Raw genomic sequence first — 18,484 nt, 5'->3', positions numbered from 1 at the left:
CAATCTTTTCTTGCTCTCTTGGGCGCTCCGAGAGGTCTCGGCAAACGGGAAAACCGCGCCTCTTGCGAAGCGCGGTTTCCGTATCCGAATATTCTGTTGCTGCCAGAGCGGGACGAAACCGCCCGTAGCCAACGGGCGCCGCTTACTGACGGAATAGCGACAGGATATTTTCGGAGCTGGTATTGGCGATGGAGAGCGACTGGATTGCCAGCTGCTGCTGTGTCTGGAGAGCCTTGAGTCTGGTGGATTCTTCGTTCATGTCCGCATCAACGAGGCGACCAATGCCCTTGTCGATGGAGTCAGTCAGCTTCGAAACGAAATCTTCCTGCAGGTCGAGACGCATCTTGATGGAGCCGAAATCGGCGCTGGCGCTGATGACCGATTCCAGTTGCGTATTGACGAACTGGATCATGTTGTCGAGACCGTCATTGTCGGTCAGTGGCTGACCGTTGGCATCCGTCAAGCCGCTGAGATGTTTGGTGATATCGAGGTCGATCAGCGAATAATTGAGCTTCTGGGCCATCTGCGAATCGGCAGCAGCGGTTTCGAGGTAGATATTATTGTTCGACGAACCGCCCACTCCGATTGCTGTTACGGTGGTGCCGGTAGCGGGCGCAGCATTATTCGCCTTAACATACAAGGCTTCGCCGGCGGCGTTTTCACCGATCTTGAAGTAGGTGCCGTTATTTTGTGCCGCTGTCGCATCGGCGACGGTCACAAGACCGGTTGCCGCATCCGCAGCCGAAACCGTGGTTGTCGTAGCTGATGGGAAGGCGAGGAACTGAGCCTCTGTGAATACTTTTGCAGTCAGCAATGTGGTTGTGGATACACCAGCAGTTGTTGTGGTGATTGCGAACTGTCTCAGAACGCCCGTGTCGGAGTAATAAGCGGCACTGTCGAGAATGCCGTTCTTTGTCGTACCGGTCGTGGTGTCGAAAAGCGCGGTCTTGTTGTCGACCTGAACATCGATTGTCTTGACTGCCACATTGCCCGCACCATCGCGGATAAAGGAACCGACGACCTGTTTGGTGATCGGCGTCAGGTTACCTGCGGCATCGCTGATTTTGCCTTTAAGCCAGTTTTCACCGGAAAAGGAGGCTGATTCGCCGATACTCTTCAGCTGATCCTGAAGCTGGGTGATTTCTTCCTGGATCTTCGCCTTGTCGACGCCTGCTTCACGCGCCGCAACCAGCTTCTTGCTGATTTCCTTGACGACATCGACCGTGGTTTCCATGGCGGAATAGGCAGTATCGACCTTGGCAGCGCCAAGGCCGAGAGCGTCCTGAACGGCGGAAAGCGCACCATTGTCAGAGCGCATGGTGGTCGCGATGGACCAATAGGCGGCGTTGTCGGAGGCCGTCTTGACGCGCAGGCCGGAGGAAACACGCGACTGCGTTTCTTCCATGCTGCTGCCAATGGCGCGAAGGGTCTGCAGGGCGGACATCGCCGCGACGTTTGTCAAAATGCTGGTCATAATTATTTGCCCCTTGATTGGCTGAAATGAAAAGGGACATTCCGGATTGTCACCGGGAACGATCGCGCGGCTTGATGCCTGTTAACCTCTTTTTCGTCTTGGTTAACCAATCGTTTCGATGACTAGGTTTTAGGTCGCAAATGGTTAACAAAGCCTAAATCAACGGCGGAAGAAATTAAGGAACGATAATTTTTCTTAACGATAACGAAAAAAGCCGCGCTTAGAGCGCGGCTTTTCAATTCCGAATGGTCTTTTCCGATTAGCGGAAGAGCGACAGAATGTTCTGCGAGTCGCTGTTTGCAATCGAGAGCGACTGGATCGCCAGCTGCTGCTGCGTCTGCAGGGCCTTCAGCTTGGTGGATTCTTCGTTCATCTCGGCGTCGACGAGGCGGCCGATACCGCTGTCGATCGAGTCGGACAGCTTGGAAACGAAGTTTTCCTGCAACTTGAGGCGGGAGGATACGGCACCCAGTCCAGCGGCAGCACTTGTCGCTGCTTCCAGCTGGCCGTCAACATGCGAGATCAGCTGGTCGAGAACGTCTTCGCTGGTTGCTGTTGCACCCAGGCCGAATGCGGTCTTCATGGTGTCGAGCTTGGTGATGTCCAGATCGAGAACCGACGTGTTGGCAGCGTAGACAGTTGCGATTGTCGTCTGTTCGGCAGGAGTGCCGCCAAGCGTCGCGCCGGTGGCATCAGTTGTCTGGAGCCACTTGTTTTCGCCGACCTGCTTGTAGAAGTCCGTACCGTCGCTCCAGATGCCATTTGCGCCTTCGGAGAAGGTGTTAGCCAGCGTCGTCGTTGCAGTGTAGAACTTGCCGTCGGTCCACTTTGCGACGTCTGCCCGAAGGGCGTTCGAGTCAAGGATACCCTGCTTGTTGCCACTGACATCGACGAGAACGTTGGAGCCGTCCAGAGCGACGTCGATGGACTGAACCTTGACGTTGCCGTCAGAGCTGCGGGTAAAGGAACCGACGATCTGCTTGTTGACAGAAACGCCGGTTGCGAGGTCGCCGGCGGTTGCGGCGGCTTTGCCGATAACACCCTTGAGCCAGTTTTCACCGGAGAAGGAAGCCGAGTCGGTGATGGACTTCAGCTGATCCTGAAGCTGCGTGATTTCTTCCTGGATCTTGGCGCGGTCTACGCCTGCTTCACGCGAAGCGACCAGTTTATTCTTGATTTCCTTGACGACGTCGATCGAAGATTCAAGACCGGCATAAGCGGTGTCAACCTTGGCGGCGCCGAGGCCGAGAGCGTCCTGAACTGCGGAAAGAGCGCCGTTGTCCGAACGCATGGTGGTCGCAATCGACCAGTAAGCGGCGTTGTCGGAAGCCTGGCCAACGCGGAGGCCGGACGAAACACGGTCCTGAGTGGATTCCATGTTCTGGCCGATGGAACGCAGTGTCTGGAGAGCAGACATAGCCGCGATGTTGGTAAGAATGCTAGTCATGATTAATTTGCCCCTTGAATGGCTGATTAAAGAAGGGACATTCCGGTCTCACCGGGAACGGCGCACAGCATCATGCCTGCTAACCGGCTGATTTTTAAAGGTTAGCTCACCGTTTCGATGGCTTTAGCTAATCCCGTTTTGGTTAATGAAGCCCTAAGGTGAAAGTAAAAACGCACATCTTTTGATTTAATTTCTCAACCTTTGCGCGTGCGCGCGCGTATCGAAAAGACATTAAAAAACAGATAAGGCCGCATCCTTTTTTAAAAGATGCGGCCTTTGTCTGTATGGTTGGCTCAGCCTCCAACCATTTTTTCCTATCGTACCAGATGCCCGGTCAGCCCCCGCGCACTTGGTCTCGATATTGGATCCCCCAGCCCCAAAGGGCTATGAGATGGCGTCTCTTAACGGAAGAGCGACAGGATGTTCTGCGAGTCGCTGTTTGCGATCGAGAGCGACTGGATTGCCAGCTGCTGCTGCGTCTGCAGGGCCTTCAGCTTGGTGGATTCTTCGTTCATGTCGGCGTCGACGAGGCGGCCGATACCGCTTTCGAGCGAGTCAGACAGCTTGGAAACGAAGTTCTGCTGCATATCCAGTCGCGAAGATACGGCGCCCAGCTTTGCGGCTGCGCTTGTCGCTGCTTCCAGCTGGCCATCAACATGCGAGATCAGCTGGTCGAGAACGTCTTCGCTGGTTGCTGTTGCACCCAGGCCGAATGCGGTCTTCATGGTATCGAGCTTGGTGATGTCCAGATTGAGAACCGACGTGTTGGCAGCATAGACAGTTGCGATCGTCGTCTGTTCGGCAGGAGTGCCGCCAAGCGTCGCGCCGGTGGCATCAGTTGTCTGGAGCCACTTGTTTTCGCCGACCTGCTTGTAGAAGTCCGTACCGTCGCTCCAGACGCCATTTGCGCCTTCGGAGAAGGTGTTAGCCAGCGTCGTCGTTGCAGTGTAGAACTTGTCGTCGGTCCACTTTGCGACGTCCGCCCGAAGGGCGTTCGAGTCAAGGATACCCTGCTTGTTGCCACTGATATCGACGAGAACGTTGGAACCGTCCAGAGCGACGTCGATGGACTGAACCTTGACGTTGCCTTCAGAGTTGCGGGTAAAGGAACCGACGATCTGCTTGTTGATGGTAACGCCGGTTGCGAGGTCGCCGGCGGTTGCGGCGGCTTTGCCGATAACACCCTTGAGCCAGTTTTCACCGGAGAAGGAAGCCGAGTCGGTGATGGACTTCAGCTGATCCTGAAGCTGCGTGATTTCTTCCTGGATCTTGGACTTGTCAGCCGTCGATTCCTGCGCGGTGATGAGCTTGTTCTTGATTTCCTTGATGACGTTGATCGAGGATTCAAGACCGGAAGAGGCGGTGTCGACCTTTGCAGCGCCGAGACCCATCGCGTCCTGGACGGAAGACAAAGCGGCATTGTCCGAACGCATGGTGGTCGCAATCGACCAGTAAGCGGCGTTGTCGGAGGCAGAGCTTACGCGCTGGCCCGTCGAAATGCGGCTCTGCGTATCTTCCATGCTGGAGGAGATCGAGCGCAGAGTCTGAAGAGCGGACATTGCGTTAATGTTGGTGAGAATGCTTGCCATAGTAGATGTGTCCCTTGTTTTTACGAGATACTGGAGTGGGGACATACCGGGCTTCGTATTACCGGTCACAACGTTTCGGCTTCATGCCACTCGGTTCAGAAATAACTAGTTTCGGAAACCAAACCCGCTGCGTGTGGAGAGAATGTCGCAGCGAAGAATTGCGCATTTATTAATTTGATCACTAAGAAATACTCGAAAATATCTATGGTTACTTTTGAGTATATTTAAATGGTAAGCTTTTTATTGAGAAATATAGTTACCAATTTGTCAGAAAAACTGGTAACTAAAGCGTTAAAACGCAAAAACCCCGCGGCCATGGGCACGCGGGGTAAAAGAGCTGGGTTAAGCGGTATCAGGCCGGCACAAATGCCGTCAGTTGAAAGATCTGACGAGGCTGCCGACAAGCAGGTTCCAGCCGTCGATCAGCACGAAGAACAGGATCTTGAACGGCAGGGAAATCGAGGTGGGCGGCAGCATCATCATGCCCATCGCCATGGTAATGGTGGCGACGATCAGATCGATGACCAGGAACGGCAGGATGATCAGGAAACCGATCTCGAAACCGCGCCGGATTTCCGACAGCATGAAGGCAGGAACCAGCACGCGGTAGTCGACGACATTGTTGGTCATCACTTCCTGTCCGCGCTCGCGGGCGATATCGACGAAGAGCTTCAGATCCTTGTCACGCGTATTGGCGTTCATGAAGGTGCGGAAGGGTTCGGCGATGCGCTCGACGGCCTGCTGCTCGTTGATCTGGTTTTGCAGAAGCGGCTGCACGCCGTCCGTCCACGCTTTGTCGAAGGTGGGCGACATGACGTAGAAGGTCATGAACATCGCCATCGACAGAAGGATCATGTTGGACGGGGTCGACGCAAGTCCCATGCCGGAGCGCAGGATCGAAAATGCGATCACGAAGCGCGGAAAGCTCGTGACCATGATCAGGATACCCGGCGCGACGGAGAGAACCGTCAGAAGGCCGAAGGTGCGAATGATCCATGCCGCGACGGACCCGTCTATCTGCGTATTGAACAGATCGGACGGAAATTGCTGGGCATTGGCAAGGCCCGGCAAAGCAAGGAGGACAGCGATGGTAACAAGAAATCGAATCATTCGATGACAAAGGTCCGGAACATGACCTTGGATACGCGCCCTTGAGAGCGCAGGTCAACTCGTTCCTGAATGTCATCCTTAAGATATTGAAAGCCGCGTGGCCCTTCCAGCTGCTGCAGGGAAACGGTGCGGACATAGGCCATGATGTCCTGGTGGATATCTTCCGCCAGACCCACCTCGACCGGCCCCTTGAACATCAGCGCCACTTCCAGTCGCACCCAGTTCGTCGCGGGGTAAGCGAGGTTGGTGGTGATGGGGTCGAGCTGGACGATGCCGTTCGCTTCGGCCGAGATTTTCTCGATGCCCTCACCGCCCTTGCCACCCTTTTCACCGGCGGCTTCCGATGCTTTTGCGGCCGTCTCGGCACCGGCGATCTTCGGGGCGACCATGCCGCCCACGAACCAGCCGCCACCCGCGCCGAGCAGCGTGAGGATAGCGACGCCAGCGATCGTCATCACCAGCGACGAGGACTTCTTTTTGCTGTCAGCCTGTTCGTTTTCCATGGGTCAGTCCCGCTCCCGCATGCCGGCGTCAGAGCGGCGAGAACAGGTCGACGACCTGCTGACCGACCGGGGGCTGCTGCACTTCCGTCAGACGGCCGCGGCCGCCATAGGAGATGCGCGCCTCGGCGATGCGCTCGTAGGAGATGATGTTCTGCGCATCGACATCCTGCGGTCTGACGATACCGCCAACATTGAGGATGCGGATTTCGTGGTTTACGCGCACTTCCTGGGAACCGCTAATGATGAGGTTGCCGTTTTCGAGAATGCCGGTCACCACGGCGGCCACCAGGAGCGTCAACTTTTCAGAGCGCTTGGTTTTGCCCTTGGCCTGAGTGTCGGTGTCGGAGCCGTATTTGATGTTCGAATCGGCCTCCGGCGTCCAGCCGAGGATTTCCGCCTTCGCCTTCCAGTTCAGTCCGCTGGAATTTGTGCGGTTGCGCTCGGTCTCGTTGTCGAAATCGGCCTTGTCGTTGATCTGGATGTTAACGGTCAGGATGTCGCCGATGTTCAGCGCCCGCAAATCCTTGAATAGGGCTCCCTGGCTGTCGCTCCACAGCGAATAGCCGCTGGCCATATGTTTCGGCTGCTTGGGATACATGCCCATCTGCGGCGTCTGGCTGAATTGCAGGCCGCTGCCGATCGGGCTCATCGCGGGGGCGTTGCCGATTTCCTTCAGGGTCTGGTTGTTCTGGCAGCCGGCAAGCAGGGCGAGCGGCAGGAGGAGGGCCGGAAGACGCGGGGTCATGAAGGATCCTTCGAAGTGTTTTTGTCGGTTGCCTGCGACATGATGCCGGCGACGGTTGCGGCTTTCTGCGCATCCATTTCGCTAAGGATGAGACCGGATTGGCGCGGCGGCAGCTGCATGATGATGGCGGCGGCAATCTCCACATGCATCTTTTCAAGCTGGGGTGCTGCGGCATCCGCCTTCATCGTCTTGTAGATGTCGACGAGATTGCTTTTTGCCTGATTGAGGAAATGCTCGCGCCGCGCCAGCCAGTCCTCATATTCCGCCTTGCGGTCTTCCAGCACGGCAATGCGCTCGTTGACGTCCGACTGAAGCTTTTCAAGCTCCTGCTTCTGCATCAGATAACGCTGGTCGCGGGCGGCATCGGCGATATTGGTACAGAATTTCTGGATTTCATCCTGCGTACTGAGTTCGGAGACCACTTTTTGCTGGCTCTCAGCACCGGCGGCCGGCAGCAGGAACAGCAGCGATGCCACCGCTGCGAAGCGTGCAAGGCCATTCGAGAAATGGTTTTTCTTCAGACTTTTCATCATTGCAGCACAAGCTCCGCCTGAAGGGCGCCGGCGGATTTGATGCCTTGCAGAATGGCGATGATGCCATCCGCCTTGAGCCCGATGCTGTTGAGACCGGCAACCAGCGTGCGAAGGTCAGGCCCTTCGACGATGGCGACCTTGCTGCCTTCCTGCATTGCCATGATATCGGTCTGCGGCTGCACGGCGGTCTGGCCGCGCGAGAATGGCGCCGGCTGGATGACCTGCGGCGATTCGGTCACCTGCACGGTCAGCGTTCCGTAACTCACGGCAACGCGGGAAATGCGCACATCCGCACCGATGACGATCGTGCCCGTTCGTTCGTTGATCACGACTTTTGCCGGCGTATCCGTCTCGACGGTCAGGTTCTCGATTTCGGCCATCAGGCGGGTCAGATCGACGGTACGGGGTTTCTGCACCGCGATTTCCTGCGAATCGCGCGGCTCGGCGATCGGATCGCCGTAACGGGCGCGGGCAAAGGCGTTGACGACGTCGGCGACCCTGACCGCAGTCGAAAAATCGGGATTGCGCAGCTGAAGCACCAGATTGACCGAATCCTTGAACTTGGAGGGCAGTTCGCGCTCGATGATCGCGCCGTTCGGCACGCGTGCGGAAGTTGTCACGCCCTGCGTCAGTGTCGCAGCGTCACCCTGGGCCGAAAAGCCGTTGACGATCAGCGCCCCCTGGGCAACCGCATAAATCTGGCCGTCCGCGCCGGAAAGCGAAGTCATGATGAGCGTGCCGCCGCGAAGCGAGTTGGCGTCGCCCAGCGAGCTGACGGTCACATCGACGCGGCTGCCGGGGCTTGCGAATGGCGGCAGATTGGCCGTCACCATCACGGCGGCAATGTTCTTGGCGTTCGACTGACCGCCCTGCGTGGTGATGCCAAGGTTCTGCAACATCGCGCGCATGGATTGTTCGGTAAAGGGTGAGGATCGCAGGCTGTCGCCCGTGCCCTGCAAACCGACGACGAGACCGTATCCGATCAGCTGGTTGTCGCGTCCGGCCTGCAGCGATGCGATATCCTTGATGCGGGACGTATCGGCATGGGCTGCGGGGACGGAAAGGAACGGCTGGGCCGAAATCAGAATGGCCGCGGCTATGATACGAAGCATTCTCATTTCGCCATCACCTGAATGGTTCCGTCCCTCATGACAGTGCCGCTGACCATCACGCCGGAATCGATATTGCGCACGCGCACGACCTCGCCGAGCGAACCGTCGGTCATCGGCGTTCCCGAAGCCATCAGCGTCATGTTGCCGATCGTGAAGACGAGTTTGACGCTCGTTCCGCGTACCACCAGCGAGGGTTCGCGCAGTGCGGCGACGGGGATGGTGCGTCCGGGAAGCAATGTCTGTTTGGAGATCATGCCTTCGACTTCGCTGATGTCGGTCGCATAACCCGAGGAAATGTTGGGATTGGTCACTTCCACCGGCTTCACTTGTTCCGGCGTGATCGTCTCGCCGGGATAGATGGTGCGTGTGGGAACGAGCGCCATCGGCGCCTGAGCAAGAGCAGGCGCCAGTGCACCCATTGAAAAGGCAGACGCCAGGCACATACGGACGAGCGCCGTTCTGTAGCTGTTATGTTTCCGGCCAAACCTCATGTTCGCCTGCCTTTCCGTTCTTACTTCAGGTTCTTGCTGACAATCGAAGCCATTTCGTCAGCGGTGGTGATGACCTTGGAATTCATCTCATAGGCGCGCTGCGCCGTGATCAGGTCGGTGATTTCCTTGACGGCGTCGACGTTCGAGCCTTCAAGGTAGGATTGCTTGATGTAGCCGTAGCTCGGATCGTCGGGCACGCCGATGACCGCGTCGCCGGAAGCCGGCGTCTGGGAGAAGAGGTTGTCGCCGAGCGGCTTCAGGCCGGCCTCGTTGGCAAAGTTTGCGATGGTCAACTGGCCGAGTTCCGTGAAATCGGCGGCGTTGCCGATACGAGCCGTCACCTGACCCGTGCGGGTGATGGTGATGTCCTGCGCGTCGGTCGGGATATTGATGTTGGGAATGACATTGTAGCCATCGACCGTCACCAGATTGCCGTCGGCATTCTTGTTGAAGGCGCCGGCGCGGCTGTAGAGCGTCGAACCGTCAGCCGCTTCGATCTGGAACCAGCCCTGACCGATGATCGCCACGTCGAGCTTGTTGCCGGTCTCGATCAGGTTGCCCTGAGTGTGGATGTTGCGCACGGCAGATGTCTGTACGCCGAGGCCGATATTGGCGCCTTCCGGCACGATTGCCTGGTTGGCCCGGTTCGGCACGCCCTGCATGCGCTCGGTCTGGTAGAGCAGATCGGTGAACTCCGCACGCGCGCGCTTGTAGCCGGTGGTGTTGATATTGGCGATGTTGTTGGCGATGACTTCCAGATTGGTCTGCTGGGCGTCCATACCGGTGGCAGCGATGGCAAGAGCTCTCATGTCAATATCCCTGCTGGGCTAGATCTGCATCTTGGTAATGTCGAGATAGGCCGACACGATCTTGTCGCGGAGCGCGATGGCGGTCTGCAGCGATTGTTCGGCCGAAAGCATGGCATCGACCACTTCACGCGTATTCGCCTTGCCCTGAATGCCCTCGAAGGAAGCGACTTCCGCCTTCTTCAGATTGTTCATCGCGTCAATCGATACGTTGCCGAGAACGCTGGCGAAGCTTGCGCCCGTCTGCTGCGCGGGTGTCGTCTGCTGCTGGCCGCCAAAAAGGCTTTCCGTCAGCGAAGAGACGCCGCTTGCGCCGCGGGTAAGCGAAAGGGAGCTGACTTGCTTAATACCGTCGATCATTGCGATGCCTTCAGAAGGTCGATTGTGGAGGCGACGAGGTCGCGTGTCTGGCGGATCACCTGAAGGTTGGCGTCGTAGCTGCGGTTGGCTTCGCGCATGTCAGCCATTTCGATCAGGATGTTGACGTTCGGCATCTTCACCATGCCGTTGCTGTCGGCGGCCGGATTGCCGGGGTCGTATTCGTTGACGAAGTCGCCACGGTCGACGCCGAGTTTCTTCACCGTCACGCGCTCCACGCCGCTTGCGCGGTCGAGCTCCGAGCCGAAGGTAACCGTCTTGCGGCGATAGGGGTCTGCACCGGGCGTGTCGCCCGTCGATCTTGCGTTGGCAATGTTTTCCGAAACGATGCGCAGTCTGGTGGACTGCACTTCCAGGCCGCTGCCCGCGATCTTGCTGGCCGCACTCAAGGGATCCATGGCTTACCTCTTTACCGTCATCAGCATCATGCGATGGAAGGATTTGACGAGATTGGCGTTCAGGTCATATTGCCGCTTGATCTCGCCGGTCTTGGTCATTTCTTCCGCAAGCGCGACCGAATTGCCGGATTCCTGCATGCCGATCTCGTTATTGACCGGGTTGTCGCGCAGAGCGATGTTTTCGCTGAGTGCGCTCGCACCGAAATGGGCGGGATGGGTCTTCGCCATACCGACCTGCTGGTCGGTGGCCTGCATCACGGCTTCAAAAGGGCTGACATCCTTGGCGCGGAACTTCGGTGTGTTGGCGTTGGCGATGTTGGTCGCCACGACTTCCTGCCGCACGCTCAGCCATTCCGCTTGGCGGGATGCCAGATCGAACAGTTGAATCGGTTGCATAGACTTCTCCATCTCGTATGGCCCGAACCTACGGCGCTAATCTTGCGTCAGACTTGCGGGGAGGGCGAAGATGCGGAGAAGGGGAGAATGTGATCTCGAAGGCTGTCGTGGAAACGAAAAAGGCACACCGCAGATGCGGTGCGCCTTGGGATATCAAACCTCCCCGTCATGCCGGACTAAATCCAGCATCCAGCCCGGTGTGCGGATGCTAAATCATTGCCAAATCTGACAGCAATACAGGCTGAATGATCTGACTATTTCTCGGGATGATAGGTCTTCCCGGAAGAGGTCTCTATCAGCCATTGGCCACCGCGCTGCTCGATCTTCGTCAGGCGCGCATTGTCCGGCAATGTCGAACCCACCCGCACCACATACATTCCCGATCCATCCTCGATGAGCGCGCGGCCGTTGGAAACATGCAGCAGACGGAATGAGGTCTGGCCGGGGAAGGGCTGGTCTTCAAGCCCGGCGGCGAGATTGTTCTGTTTTTCCTTGCCGTTCCCGCTGACTGTTGCCGTCGTCAGCATATCCGGCAGTTCGGCCGGTGGCGGCATGTCTTCCTTGTTGCGGTTGGTCATGGCCATCGGCGAAACGCTGAAGACTTCACGCGGGCCGGTATGGGGCAGGTCGCGCGTGCGATCGCCGCTCGCGACCTTTATTCCGAACTTGTCCTCGTTGAAGAACACGTACCAGGGAAAGAAGGCGGCGGCGGCGGCAAGTCCGATTCCCGTCCATGCCAGAATGCGGTCGAGTGTGAAAAACGGAGGCTGCGGCCGTACGTCCCCGACATCGCCATTGTCGATCTGTTTCTTCTTCACGGGTCAGCCTCTCATTCTCGGATTTACCTGCGGCTGATTATTTTGCGCTCCGCCGCGCAGCGCAGTTGCCAGATCCGCGTAGGCGTCCTGCGCCGCCGGTTCGTTCGGAAGCTGTTTCAGCGTTTCATAGATGATCGGAACCTGCTTGATCGCCATGTCGAGATCGGGATCGGTGCCGGGGCGATAACCGCCGATCAGCCGCAAATCCCGGGTTTCCTCGAAGCGGTGCACCAGCGCTTTGAGGCGCGAGACCAGCTTTTCCTGATCCGGGGTCCAGGCCTTTTTGGCAAGACGCGAGATCGAGGCCAGAGGATTGATCGGCGGATAGCGGCCTTCTTCCGCAAGGCTGCGGTCAAGCACGATATGGCCGTCGAGAATACCACGGGTCGAATCGGCAATCGGATCGTTGTGATTGTCGCCGTCCACCAGAATGGAGACGATGGCGGTGATGGTGCCGGTGCCTTCGGCGCCCGGTCCCGCCCGTTCCAGCAGGCGCGGCAGCTCGGTGAAGACGGAGGCGGGATAACCGCGCGCCACCGGCGGCTCGCCAGAAGCGACCGCCACTTCACGGATCGCATGGGCGAAACGGGTCACGCTGTCTATGATGAGAAGGACGTTGTCGCCCTGGTCGCGAAAATGTTCTGCAATGGTAACGGCGGATAGCGGGGCCATCTTGCGCAGCATCGGGCTTTCGTCGCTGGTCGCAACGACCGCGATCGACTTGCTCATATTGTCGCCCATCGTATCTTCGATGAATTCGCGCACTTCACGTCCGCGTTCGCCGACAAGCGCAATCACCACCTTGTCGAAAGCGTCGGCCTTGGCGAGCATCGACAGCAGCGTGGATTTGCCCACACCCGAACCGGCGAAAATGCCGAGACGCTGCCCGAGGCACAGAGGCGAGAAGATATCGATTGCGCGCACGCCGGTCTTAAAGGGTGTTTCCACCCGTTTGCGCGTCATCGACGGCGGCGCATTGTTTGAAATCGAACGGCGCTCGATGCCGGCGGCAAGCGGTCCCTGGTTATCAATCGGCTCGCCAAGCGCATTGATGGTGCGCCCGCACCAGCTGTCGTCGGGCGCGACGCGGAAAGCGCCCTTCCTTATGACGGTGTCGTGGATACCGATAGGCTCGCCCGGTTCGATGGGGCAGACATAGCAGATCTCCGGCTCCACGCGCACCACTTCACCGAGATGGATGCCGGTCGCGCTGCGATGGGCGACGAATTCACCGAGCCGCACATGCCGCGAAAGACCGGACACCGTGTAGTGCCCGGCGGCAATGGTGCGGACGTGCCCGCCCGGCGCCACCGAAAATTCCGGATCGGCATAGTGACCGGCGAGGCTCGCCAGCTGGGCGAGCTTCGGTGAAATGGCTCCAGCCGAGAGCATGGATTCCGGCATTTTCATTACTCAGTTCCTCAACGCGCGCCGCCAAGCGTCTTGATCCCCTCGCCGAAGGTGGATTCGGTTTCGCGCATCATCGACGAAATGCTCTCAAAGGCCCGGTTGACCTGAATAAGCTGCGTCATCTGCGAAATGCCGTTGACGTTCGATTGTTCGAGATAACCCTGAACGACGCCAACCTCGTGGTCGTTGACAACAGGTGTCGGCTGGGCCACGGGCTTCACGCCGCTATTGGGATGACGCAGGAACCCCTGCGAGAAATCCGCCTGGAAGATGCCGAGCGTGGCGACGATGTTTTCATTCTGGCGAATGGCGCCATCGAGACCGACGGTGATCGGGCCGCCATTCGCATTGAGCTGGATGGGACCGCCGCCGGCATCAAGAACCGGATAACCGCTCGAAGAGATGAGCGCGCCGTCCGGGCGCATGGTGAAGCGGCCGTCGCGTGTCAATATCTGGCCATCGGGCGTATCCAGCGAGAACCAGGCATCGCCCTTGATGGCGAAATCGAAGGAATTGCCGGTCTGTTCGAAGGCGCCCTGACGGGTCGAGAGATAGTCGTTGCCCTGCGAAACGAACGCCACCTTGGCATTCATGTCATTGTGGTTCTTGGCGACCATTTCGTCGAATTTCACTTCGGAGCCGCGAAAGCCGACCGTGTTCACATTCGCCATATTGTCGGAAATGGTGGTGAGACGGCGCTCCAGCGCGATCTGCGAGGACAGGGCGACGTATAGTCCGGATTGCATATCATTTGCCTCCGAGTTTCAGGGAGTTGATGGAGATCAGCAGATCAGGGGAAATACCGTAGCCGCTGGAGGAGCCGAAAACGGCCAATGGATCGTAGGTCGTCGAGGGGTTTTGCATTTCCCACATGATGGTGAAACGCTCGAGCAGCTTGCCGACCTTTTCGGGATCCTGCAGATCCTTGATCTTGATGGTTTTTTCGATGAGAGCAGCCTGTTTCTCGACATCCGCTGCGGCAAATTCGTCGGGCAGGTTGTAGGCGGTGCGGAAAACCTGCGCGAGCGCGTCATCGGCCAGAAAGTCGAGACCCGATTTGATCGTCGGCGCTTTGCGTTCGAAATAAAGGGCAAGGCGGACGCCGTTATTGTCGTCGCCCGCTTCCTGTTCAAGCGTCTGGCGGGTGTATTTGGTAATGATGCCGGACTTGGCCGCGTCAACCGAAGTCGCCGCCGCGCCAAGCCCTGCAAAATCCAGCGATTTTGCAAAATCCGCATAACGGCTGTCGGAAAGCTTGTTGGCGAAAGCGTTCTTGTCGGTCGTGCCTTCCGTCAGCACCTTGCGGATGAAGGCTTTCGCATAGGCCATGTCCTCGAGGCCGTGGGCTTTCAGCGCATAATTGTAAAGACGGGTATCGGCCATGAAATCGTCGATGGATTTCACATCGCCGATCTTTGCCCGGTAATATTCGGTCTCGCGCGCCACATCGGGCTGCTTCGACACGCGCTCAAGCGACCTGCCGATGTCCTGACTGATCAGTCTGTAGCTGGTGTAGGTGGAAGTCACTGAACCGCCGCTCTCGTTTGATCCCGATCTCAAGGCGCACGTCCGCCTTTGTCGGGATAATGCCGCAGGTTGCTTGCGCGAAACTGGCTGCCGGGGAAGCGTGAAAGAGGCCTCGCGGACAGGTTCACGCAAGCCACATTTTCTAGAGATGGCGGCATGGAACACTGTTCGGGCGTGGTCGATCAATGAATATTGTAATTGGACTTATAATCACCTTCGGCTGCATCATCGGCGGCTACATGGCGATGGGCGGCCATCTGGACGTGCTTGTGCAGCCGTTCGAACTGGTGATCATCGGCGGGGCGGGTCTCGGCGGTTTCATCATGGCGAACCCGATGAAGGTCGTGAAGGATTCGGGCAAGGCGCTCGGCGAGGCCTTCAAGCACTCGGTGCCGAAGGAGCGCAACTATCTCGACGTGCTCGGCGTGCTTTATTCGCTGATGCGCGATCTGCGCACGAAATCGCGCAACGAGATCGAAGCGCATATCGACAATCCCGAGGAATCCTCGATCTTCCAGAGCGCACCCTCGGTCCTGAAGAACAAGGAGCTGACGTCGTTCATCTGCGACTACGTCCGCCTGATCATCATCGGCAACGCCCGCAGCCACGAAATCGAAGCGTTGATGGATGAGGAAATCGAAACCATCCTCAACGACAAGCTGAAGCCGTATCACGCGATCACCACCATGGGCGATTCCTTCCCCGCCATCGGTATCGTCGCGGCGGTTCTCGGCGTCATCAAGGCCATGGGCAAGATCAACGAATCGCCTGAAGTTCTGGGCGGCCTCATCGGCGCGGCCCTGGTCGGCACCATGCTCGGTATCATCCTGTCCTATTCGATCTGCAACCCGCTCGCCTCGCAGGTGAAGATCGTCCGCACCAAGCAGCACCGCCTCTACATCATCGTCAAGCAGACGCTGATTGCCTACATGAACGGCTCGGTGCCGCAGGTCGCGCTTGAATACGGCCGCAAGACCATCTCCAACTATGAGCGGCCGTCCATCGATGCCGTCGAGCAGGAGATGATGAATCCCGGCGGCGAAAACAAGGCGGCATGATCATGGCAAAAGCTGCAGCGCAGAAAGCCCCGGCCATCGACACCGCCCTGCTCGCGAAACTCACGGGAGGGCTTTCCGACCGCAAGACGATTGCGAAGATCGGTTCGGATATCGGCCATCTCTACGGCGAATTCCTGCCGGACATCTTCCACAGCGAAACGGGCATCGCGATAGACGTCGAATATATCGGCTCCGAATCGGGGCTGATGACCGATCTCATCGCCAATGCCGGCCAGAATGTCTCGGTCGCCGATTGTTCCTTGCGCAACTGGTGCCCCAATTTCATGATGACTGTCGGCAACGGCTTCGTCATTGCGCTCATGGAACGCATGCTCGGCGCGGCCCCCGAAACGATCGGCGAGCCGGACGAGCGCAGCCTGTCCCATATCGAACTCGACCTTGCAGCCATGGTTCTCGGTCGTATCGCCGGTGTCCTGCGCTCCGGCGTCAACGCACCGGGCGGCTTTGAGGCGACAATCGATCCGCCTTTTAACGCCAACGGAAAAAGCGCCTTCGAGGAAATGATCGCCGGCCTTTACGGCGTAACCATCCGCATGAAGATCGATATCGGCAAGGTCTCGTCGGAATTCTCTCTCATCGTGCCGCAGCGTCCGCTGCTCAAGACCTCCATCGTCGCTCCCAAGGCTTCGGCCCAGGCGCTGAAGAAGCAGGAGGAATGGATGGAGATGATTTCGCAGCAGGTGAAGAGATCGCAGGTAACGCTTGAGGCGCGCATCAAGCTCGAAACGCTGACCCTGCGGACGATCTCCCGATTGGTGGCCGGCGATGTCATTCCGTTTCAGGATCTGAAGCAGGACGATATCGGCGTCGAGGTCAGCGCCAACGGCTCCAAGCTTTATAATTGCGAATTCGGCAAGTCCGGCGACCGCTACATGGTTCGGGTGAAGAACAATGTCAGCACGGACGACGAGATTCTGCGACATTTGATGGGTTAAATCCTGCCCGCCCTCTTGGGGTTTTGGGCAGGCTGACGCAAGTTTCAAAGGGAATAATCAGCGCATGGCTACGAAGAAAACACCTGTGACCGATGACGCGGCGCTGCCGTCGCTTGAAGATGGCGGCGACATCGATCAGGCTATCGGCGATCTGCGTGGCGTCCTCAAGACGGATGCGGAAGGTTCGCTGTCCGATTTTGGCGACTTCGGCGATTTCGGAAGCGTGGACGATGCTTCTGCGGAGAACGACCTTTCCGCCTTTGGTGGCGGAGCGGCCGATTTTGCGATGGACGATTTCGCCGCCGCCCCGCAGGTCGCGGGCGTCAGGGCGCCGCTCGGCAGCGGATTGTCCGACAATATGGACCTGATCATGGATATCCCGATCGATGTCCAGATCGTTCTCGGCACCAGCCGGATGCTGGTTTCGGGTCTGATGAGCCTTGAAGAAGGTGCGACGATTGCGCTTGACCGCAAGATCGGCGAGCCGGTGGAAATCATGGTGAATGGCCGCCGTATTGCGCGCGGTGAAATAACAGTACTTGAAGACGACGATACGCGCTTCGGCGTAAAATTGATTGAAGTAATGAGTACGAGAAAAGCCTGATCCCTGTGGGGACGGAGAGGAAAGACCATGATGGACTTTGAGGATTTCGGTAACCCCCTGGCAGGGAAGCCGTTGTCTCAGACTGACAAGGCGGCCGCGGTGCTTCTTGCCATGGGCAAGGGCGTCGCCGGCAAGCTGCTGAAGTTTTTCACGCAGCACGAATTGCAGATGATCATTTCCTCGGCCCAGACCCTGCGTGTCATTCCCCCAGACGAACTCGCCCAGATCGTGGCGGAATTCGAAGACCTGTTCACGGAAGGAACGGGTCTGATGGACAATGCCAAGGCAATCGAAAGCATTCTCGAAGAAGGCCTGACACCGGAAGAGGTGGACAGCCTTCTTGGCCGTCGCGCCGCCTTCCAGGCCTACGAGGCGTCGATCTGGGACCGCCTGCAGGAAGCGGAGCCGGAATTCGTCGGCAAGTTCCTGCTGCGCGAGCACCCCCAGACCATCGCCTATATCCTCTCCATGCTGCCTTCCTCCTTCGGTGCCAAGGTTCTTCTTACCATTCCTGAAGAACAGCGTGCAGACATCATGAACCGCACGGTGAACATGAAGGAAGTCAGCCCCACGGCCGCGCAGATCATCGAGAAGCGCGTGGTCAACCTCATCAACGAAATCGAGGCCGAGCGGAATGCGGGCGGTTCGACAAAGGTTGCCGATCTGATGAACGAGCTGGAAAAGCCGCAGGTGGACACGCTGCTCAGCTCGCTCGAAACGCTCAGCAAGGAAGCCGCCAACAAGGTCAAGCCGAAGCTCTTCCTCTTCGACGACCTTATGTTCATGCCGCAGCGCAGCCGCGTTCTGCTCCTCAACGATGTTTCGGCGGATGTTCTGACCATGGCCCTGCGCGGCGCCACGATGGAAATCAAGGAATGTGTCCTGTCCAGCATCAGCCCGCGCCAGCGCCGCATGATCGAATCGGATCTTGCGGTACCGCAGGCCTCGCTCAACACCCGCGAAGTGGCGATCGCGCGCCGCGCCGTGGCGCAGGAAGCCATCCGGCTGGCCAATTCAGGCCAGATCCAGCTAAAGGATGTGTCCGCAGACGAACAATTTGCGGCGGCCTGAGCGGAAGCCGGTTGATAACCCGCCCTTACGCCAGGGCCGGCCATTGCGACGGTCGGCC

21 protein-coding genes are annotated in these 18,484 nt (G+C 58.2%); 4 read left to right on the top strand and 17 right to left on the bottom strand.

Annotation, left to right across the window (positions count from 1 at the left end):
• Positions 1–142 precede the first annotated feature (142 nt).
• From G3A56_RS29310 to G3A56_RS08285, 17 genes are all read right to left on the bottom strand, one after another.
• Positions 143–1,474, bottom strand: a complete 1,332-nt coding sequence (locus G3A56_RS29310) for a flagellin N-terminal helical domain-containing protein (RefSeq protein ID WP_003493827.1) — start codon at positions 1,472–1,474, stop codon at positions 143–145.
• 259 nt (positions 1,475–1,733) lie between these two features.
• Positions 1,734–2,921 (bottom strand): flagellin N-terminal helical domain-containing protein, encoded by a 1,188-nt coding sequence (locus G3A56_RS08360; RefSeq protein ID WP_035241591.1) that lies wholly within the window; start codon positions 2,919–2,921, stop codon positions 1,734–1,736.
• 401 nt (positions 2,922–3,322) lie between these two features.
• A complete protein-coding gene (locus tag G3A56_RS08355) occupies positions 3,323–4,510 on the bottom strand; it encodes a flagellin N-terminal helical domain-containing protein (protein ID WP_003493831.1) in 1,188 nt (395 codons plus the stop codon).
• A 372-nt stretch (positions 4,511–4,882) separates the two neighbouring features.
• Entirely contained in the window at positions 4,883–5,620 is a 738-nt protein-coding gene (gene fliP, locus G3A56_RS08350) for a flagellar type III secretion system pore protein FliP (RefSeq protein ID WP_003493833.1), read from the bottom strand.
• On the bottom strand, positions 5,617–6,123 hold the full coding sequence (locus tag G3A56_RS08345; RefSeq protein ID WP_003493835.1) for a flagellar basal body-associated FliL family protein: 507 nt from the start codon (positions 6,121–6,123) through the stop codon (positions 5,617–5,619). Before G3A56_RS08345 ends, fliP begins: the two co-directional genes overlap by 4 nt.
• Before the next feature lie 28 nt (positions 6,124–6,151).
• Entirely contained in the window at positions 6,152–6,868 is a 717-nt protein-coding gene (flgH, locus tag G3A56_RS08340) for a flagellar basal body L-ring protein FlgH (protein ID WP_003493837.1), read from the bottom strand.
• A complete protein-coding gene (locus G3A56_RS08335; RefSeq protein WP_164056245.1) occupies positions 6,865–7,401 on the bottom strand; it encodes a MotE family protein in 537 nt (178 codons plus the stop codon). Before G3A56_RS08335 ends, flgH begins: the two co-directional genes overlap by 4 nt.
• Positions 7,398–8,513, bottom strand: coding sequence for a flagellar basal body P-ring protein FlgI (locus G3A56_RS08330; RefSeq protein ID WP_003493841.1), 1,116 nt, complete (start codon positions 8,511–8,513; stop codon positions 7,398–7,400). The genes G3A56_RS08335 and G3A56_RS08330 overlap by 4 nt, the downstream gene beginning before the upstream one ends.
• Positions 8,514–8,515: 2 nt before the next feature.
• Positions 8,516–9,004, bottom strand: a complete 489-nt coding sequence (flgA, locus tag G3A56_RS08325) for a flagellar basal body P-ring formation chaperone FlgA (protein ID WP_082183720.1) — start codon at positions 9,002–9,004, stop codon at positions 8,516–8,518.
• A gap of 20 nt (positions 9,005–9,024) precedes the next feature.
• Positions 9,025–9,813 (bottom strand): flagellar basal-body rod protein FlgG, encoded by a 789-nt coding sequence (gene flgG / locus G3A56_RS08320; RefSeq protein ID WP_003493845.1) that lies wholly within the window; start codon positions 9,811–9,813, stop codon positions 9,025–9,027.
• An 18-nt stretch (positions 9,814–9,831) separates the two neighbouring features.
• Positions 9,832–10,170, bottom strand: a complete 339-nt coding sequence (gene fliE, locus G3A56_RS08315; protein ID WP_003493846.1) for a flagellar hook-basal body complex protein FliE — start codon at positions 10,168–10,170, stop codon at positions 9,832–9,834.
• Positions 10,167–10,586 (bottom strand): flagellar basal body rod protein FlgC, encoded by a 420-nt coding sequence (gene flgC, locus G3A56_RS08310; RefSeq protein ID WP_003493849.1) that lies wholly within the window; start codon positions 10,584–10,586, stop codon positions 10,167–10,169. Before flgC ends, fliE begins: the two co-directional genes overlap by 4 nt.
• A 3-nt stretch (positions 10,587–10,589) precedes the next feature.
• Positions 10,590–10,982: a flagellar basal body rod protein FlgB gene (flgB, locus tag G3A56_RS08305; RefSeq protein WP_003493850.1), complete on the bottom strand. Its 393-nt coding sequence runs from the start codon at positions 10,980–10,982 to the stop codon at positions 10,590–10,592.
• 254 nt (positions 10,983–11,236) lie between these two features.
• Positions 11,237–11,800, bottom strand: coding sequence for a hypothetical protein (locus tag G3A56_RS08300; RefSeq protein ID WP_137037110.1), 564 nt, complete (start codon positions 11,798–11,800; stop codon positions 11,237–11,239).
• A gap of 3 nt (positions 11,801–11,803) precedes the next feature.
• The gene (gene fliI / locus G3A56_RS08295; RefSeq protein WP_003493855.1) at positions 11,804–13,210 is read right to left on the bottom strand and encodes a flagellar protein export ATPase FliI; all 1,407 of its coding nucleotides are present in this window, start codon (positions 13,208–13,210) and stop codon (positions 11,804–11,806) included.
• 11 nt (positions 13,211–13,221) lie between these two features.
• A complete protein-coding gene (gene flgF, locus G3A56_RS08290; protein WP_003493857.1) occupies positions 13,222–13,956 on the bottom strand; it encodes a flagellar basal-body rod protein FlgF in 735 nt (244 codons plus the stop codon).
• 1 nt (position 13,957) lies between these two features.
• Positions 13,958–14,737: a DUF1217 domain-containing protein gene (locus tag G3A56_RS08285; protein ID WP_137067571.1), complete on the bottom strand. Its 780-nt coding sequence runs from the start codon at positions 14,735–14,737 to the stop codon at positions 13,958–13,960.
• Between the two features lie 185 nt (positions 14,738–14,922).
• Between G3A56_RS08285 and motA the strand changes: the two genes are divergently transcribed.
• From motA to fliG, 4 genes are all read left to right on the top strand, one after another.
• On the top strand, positions 14,923–15,795 hold the full coding sequence (gene motA / locus G3A56_RS08280; RefSeq protein WP_003493861.1) for a flagellar motor stator protein MotA: 873 nt from the start codon (positions 14,923–14,925) through the stop codon (positions 15,793–15,795).
• Positions 15,792–16,751, top strand: coding sequence for a FliM/FliN family flagellar motor switch protein (locus G3A56_RS08275; RefSeq protein ID WP_164056244.1), 960 nt, complete (start codon positions 15,792–15,794; stop codon positions 16,749–16,751). The genes motA and G3A56_RS08275 overlap by 4 nt, the downstream gene beginning before the upstream one ends.
• Before the next feature lie 64 nt (positions 16,752–16,815).
• The gene (gene fliN / locus G3A56_RS08270) at positions 16,816–17,355 is read left to right on the top strand and encodes a flagellar motor switch protein FliN (RefSeq protein ID WP_035241597.1); all 540 of its coding nucleotides are present in this window, start codon (positions 16,816–16,818) and stop codon (positions 17,353–17,355) included.
• Between the two features lie 27 nt (positions 17,356–17,382).
• Positions 17,383–18,426, top strand: coding sequence for a flagellar motor switch protein FliG (gene fliG, locus G3A56_RS08265; RefSeq protein ID WP_082183721.1), 1,044 nt, complete (start codon positions 17,383–17,385; stop codon positions 18,424–18,426).
• Positions 18,427–18,484 lie beyond the last annotated feature (58 nt).

The sequence above is a fragment of the Rhizobium oryzihabitans genome, assembly GCF_010669145.1.
GTDB lineage: Bacteria > Pseudomonadota > Alphaproteobacteria > Rhizobiales > Rhizobiaceae > Agrobacterium > Agrobacterium oryzihabitans.
This window is presented reverse-complemented; position numbering and strand designations above follow the sequence as displayed.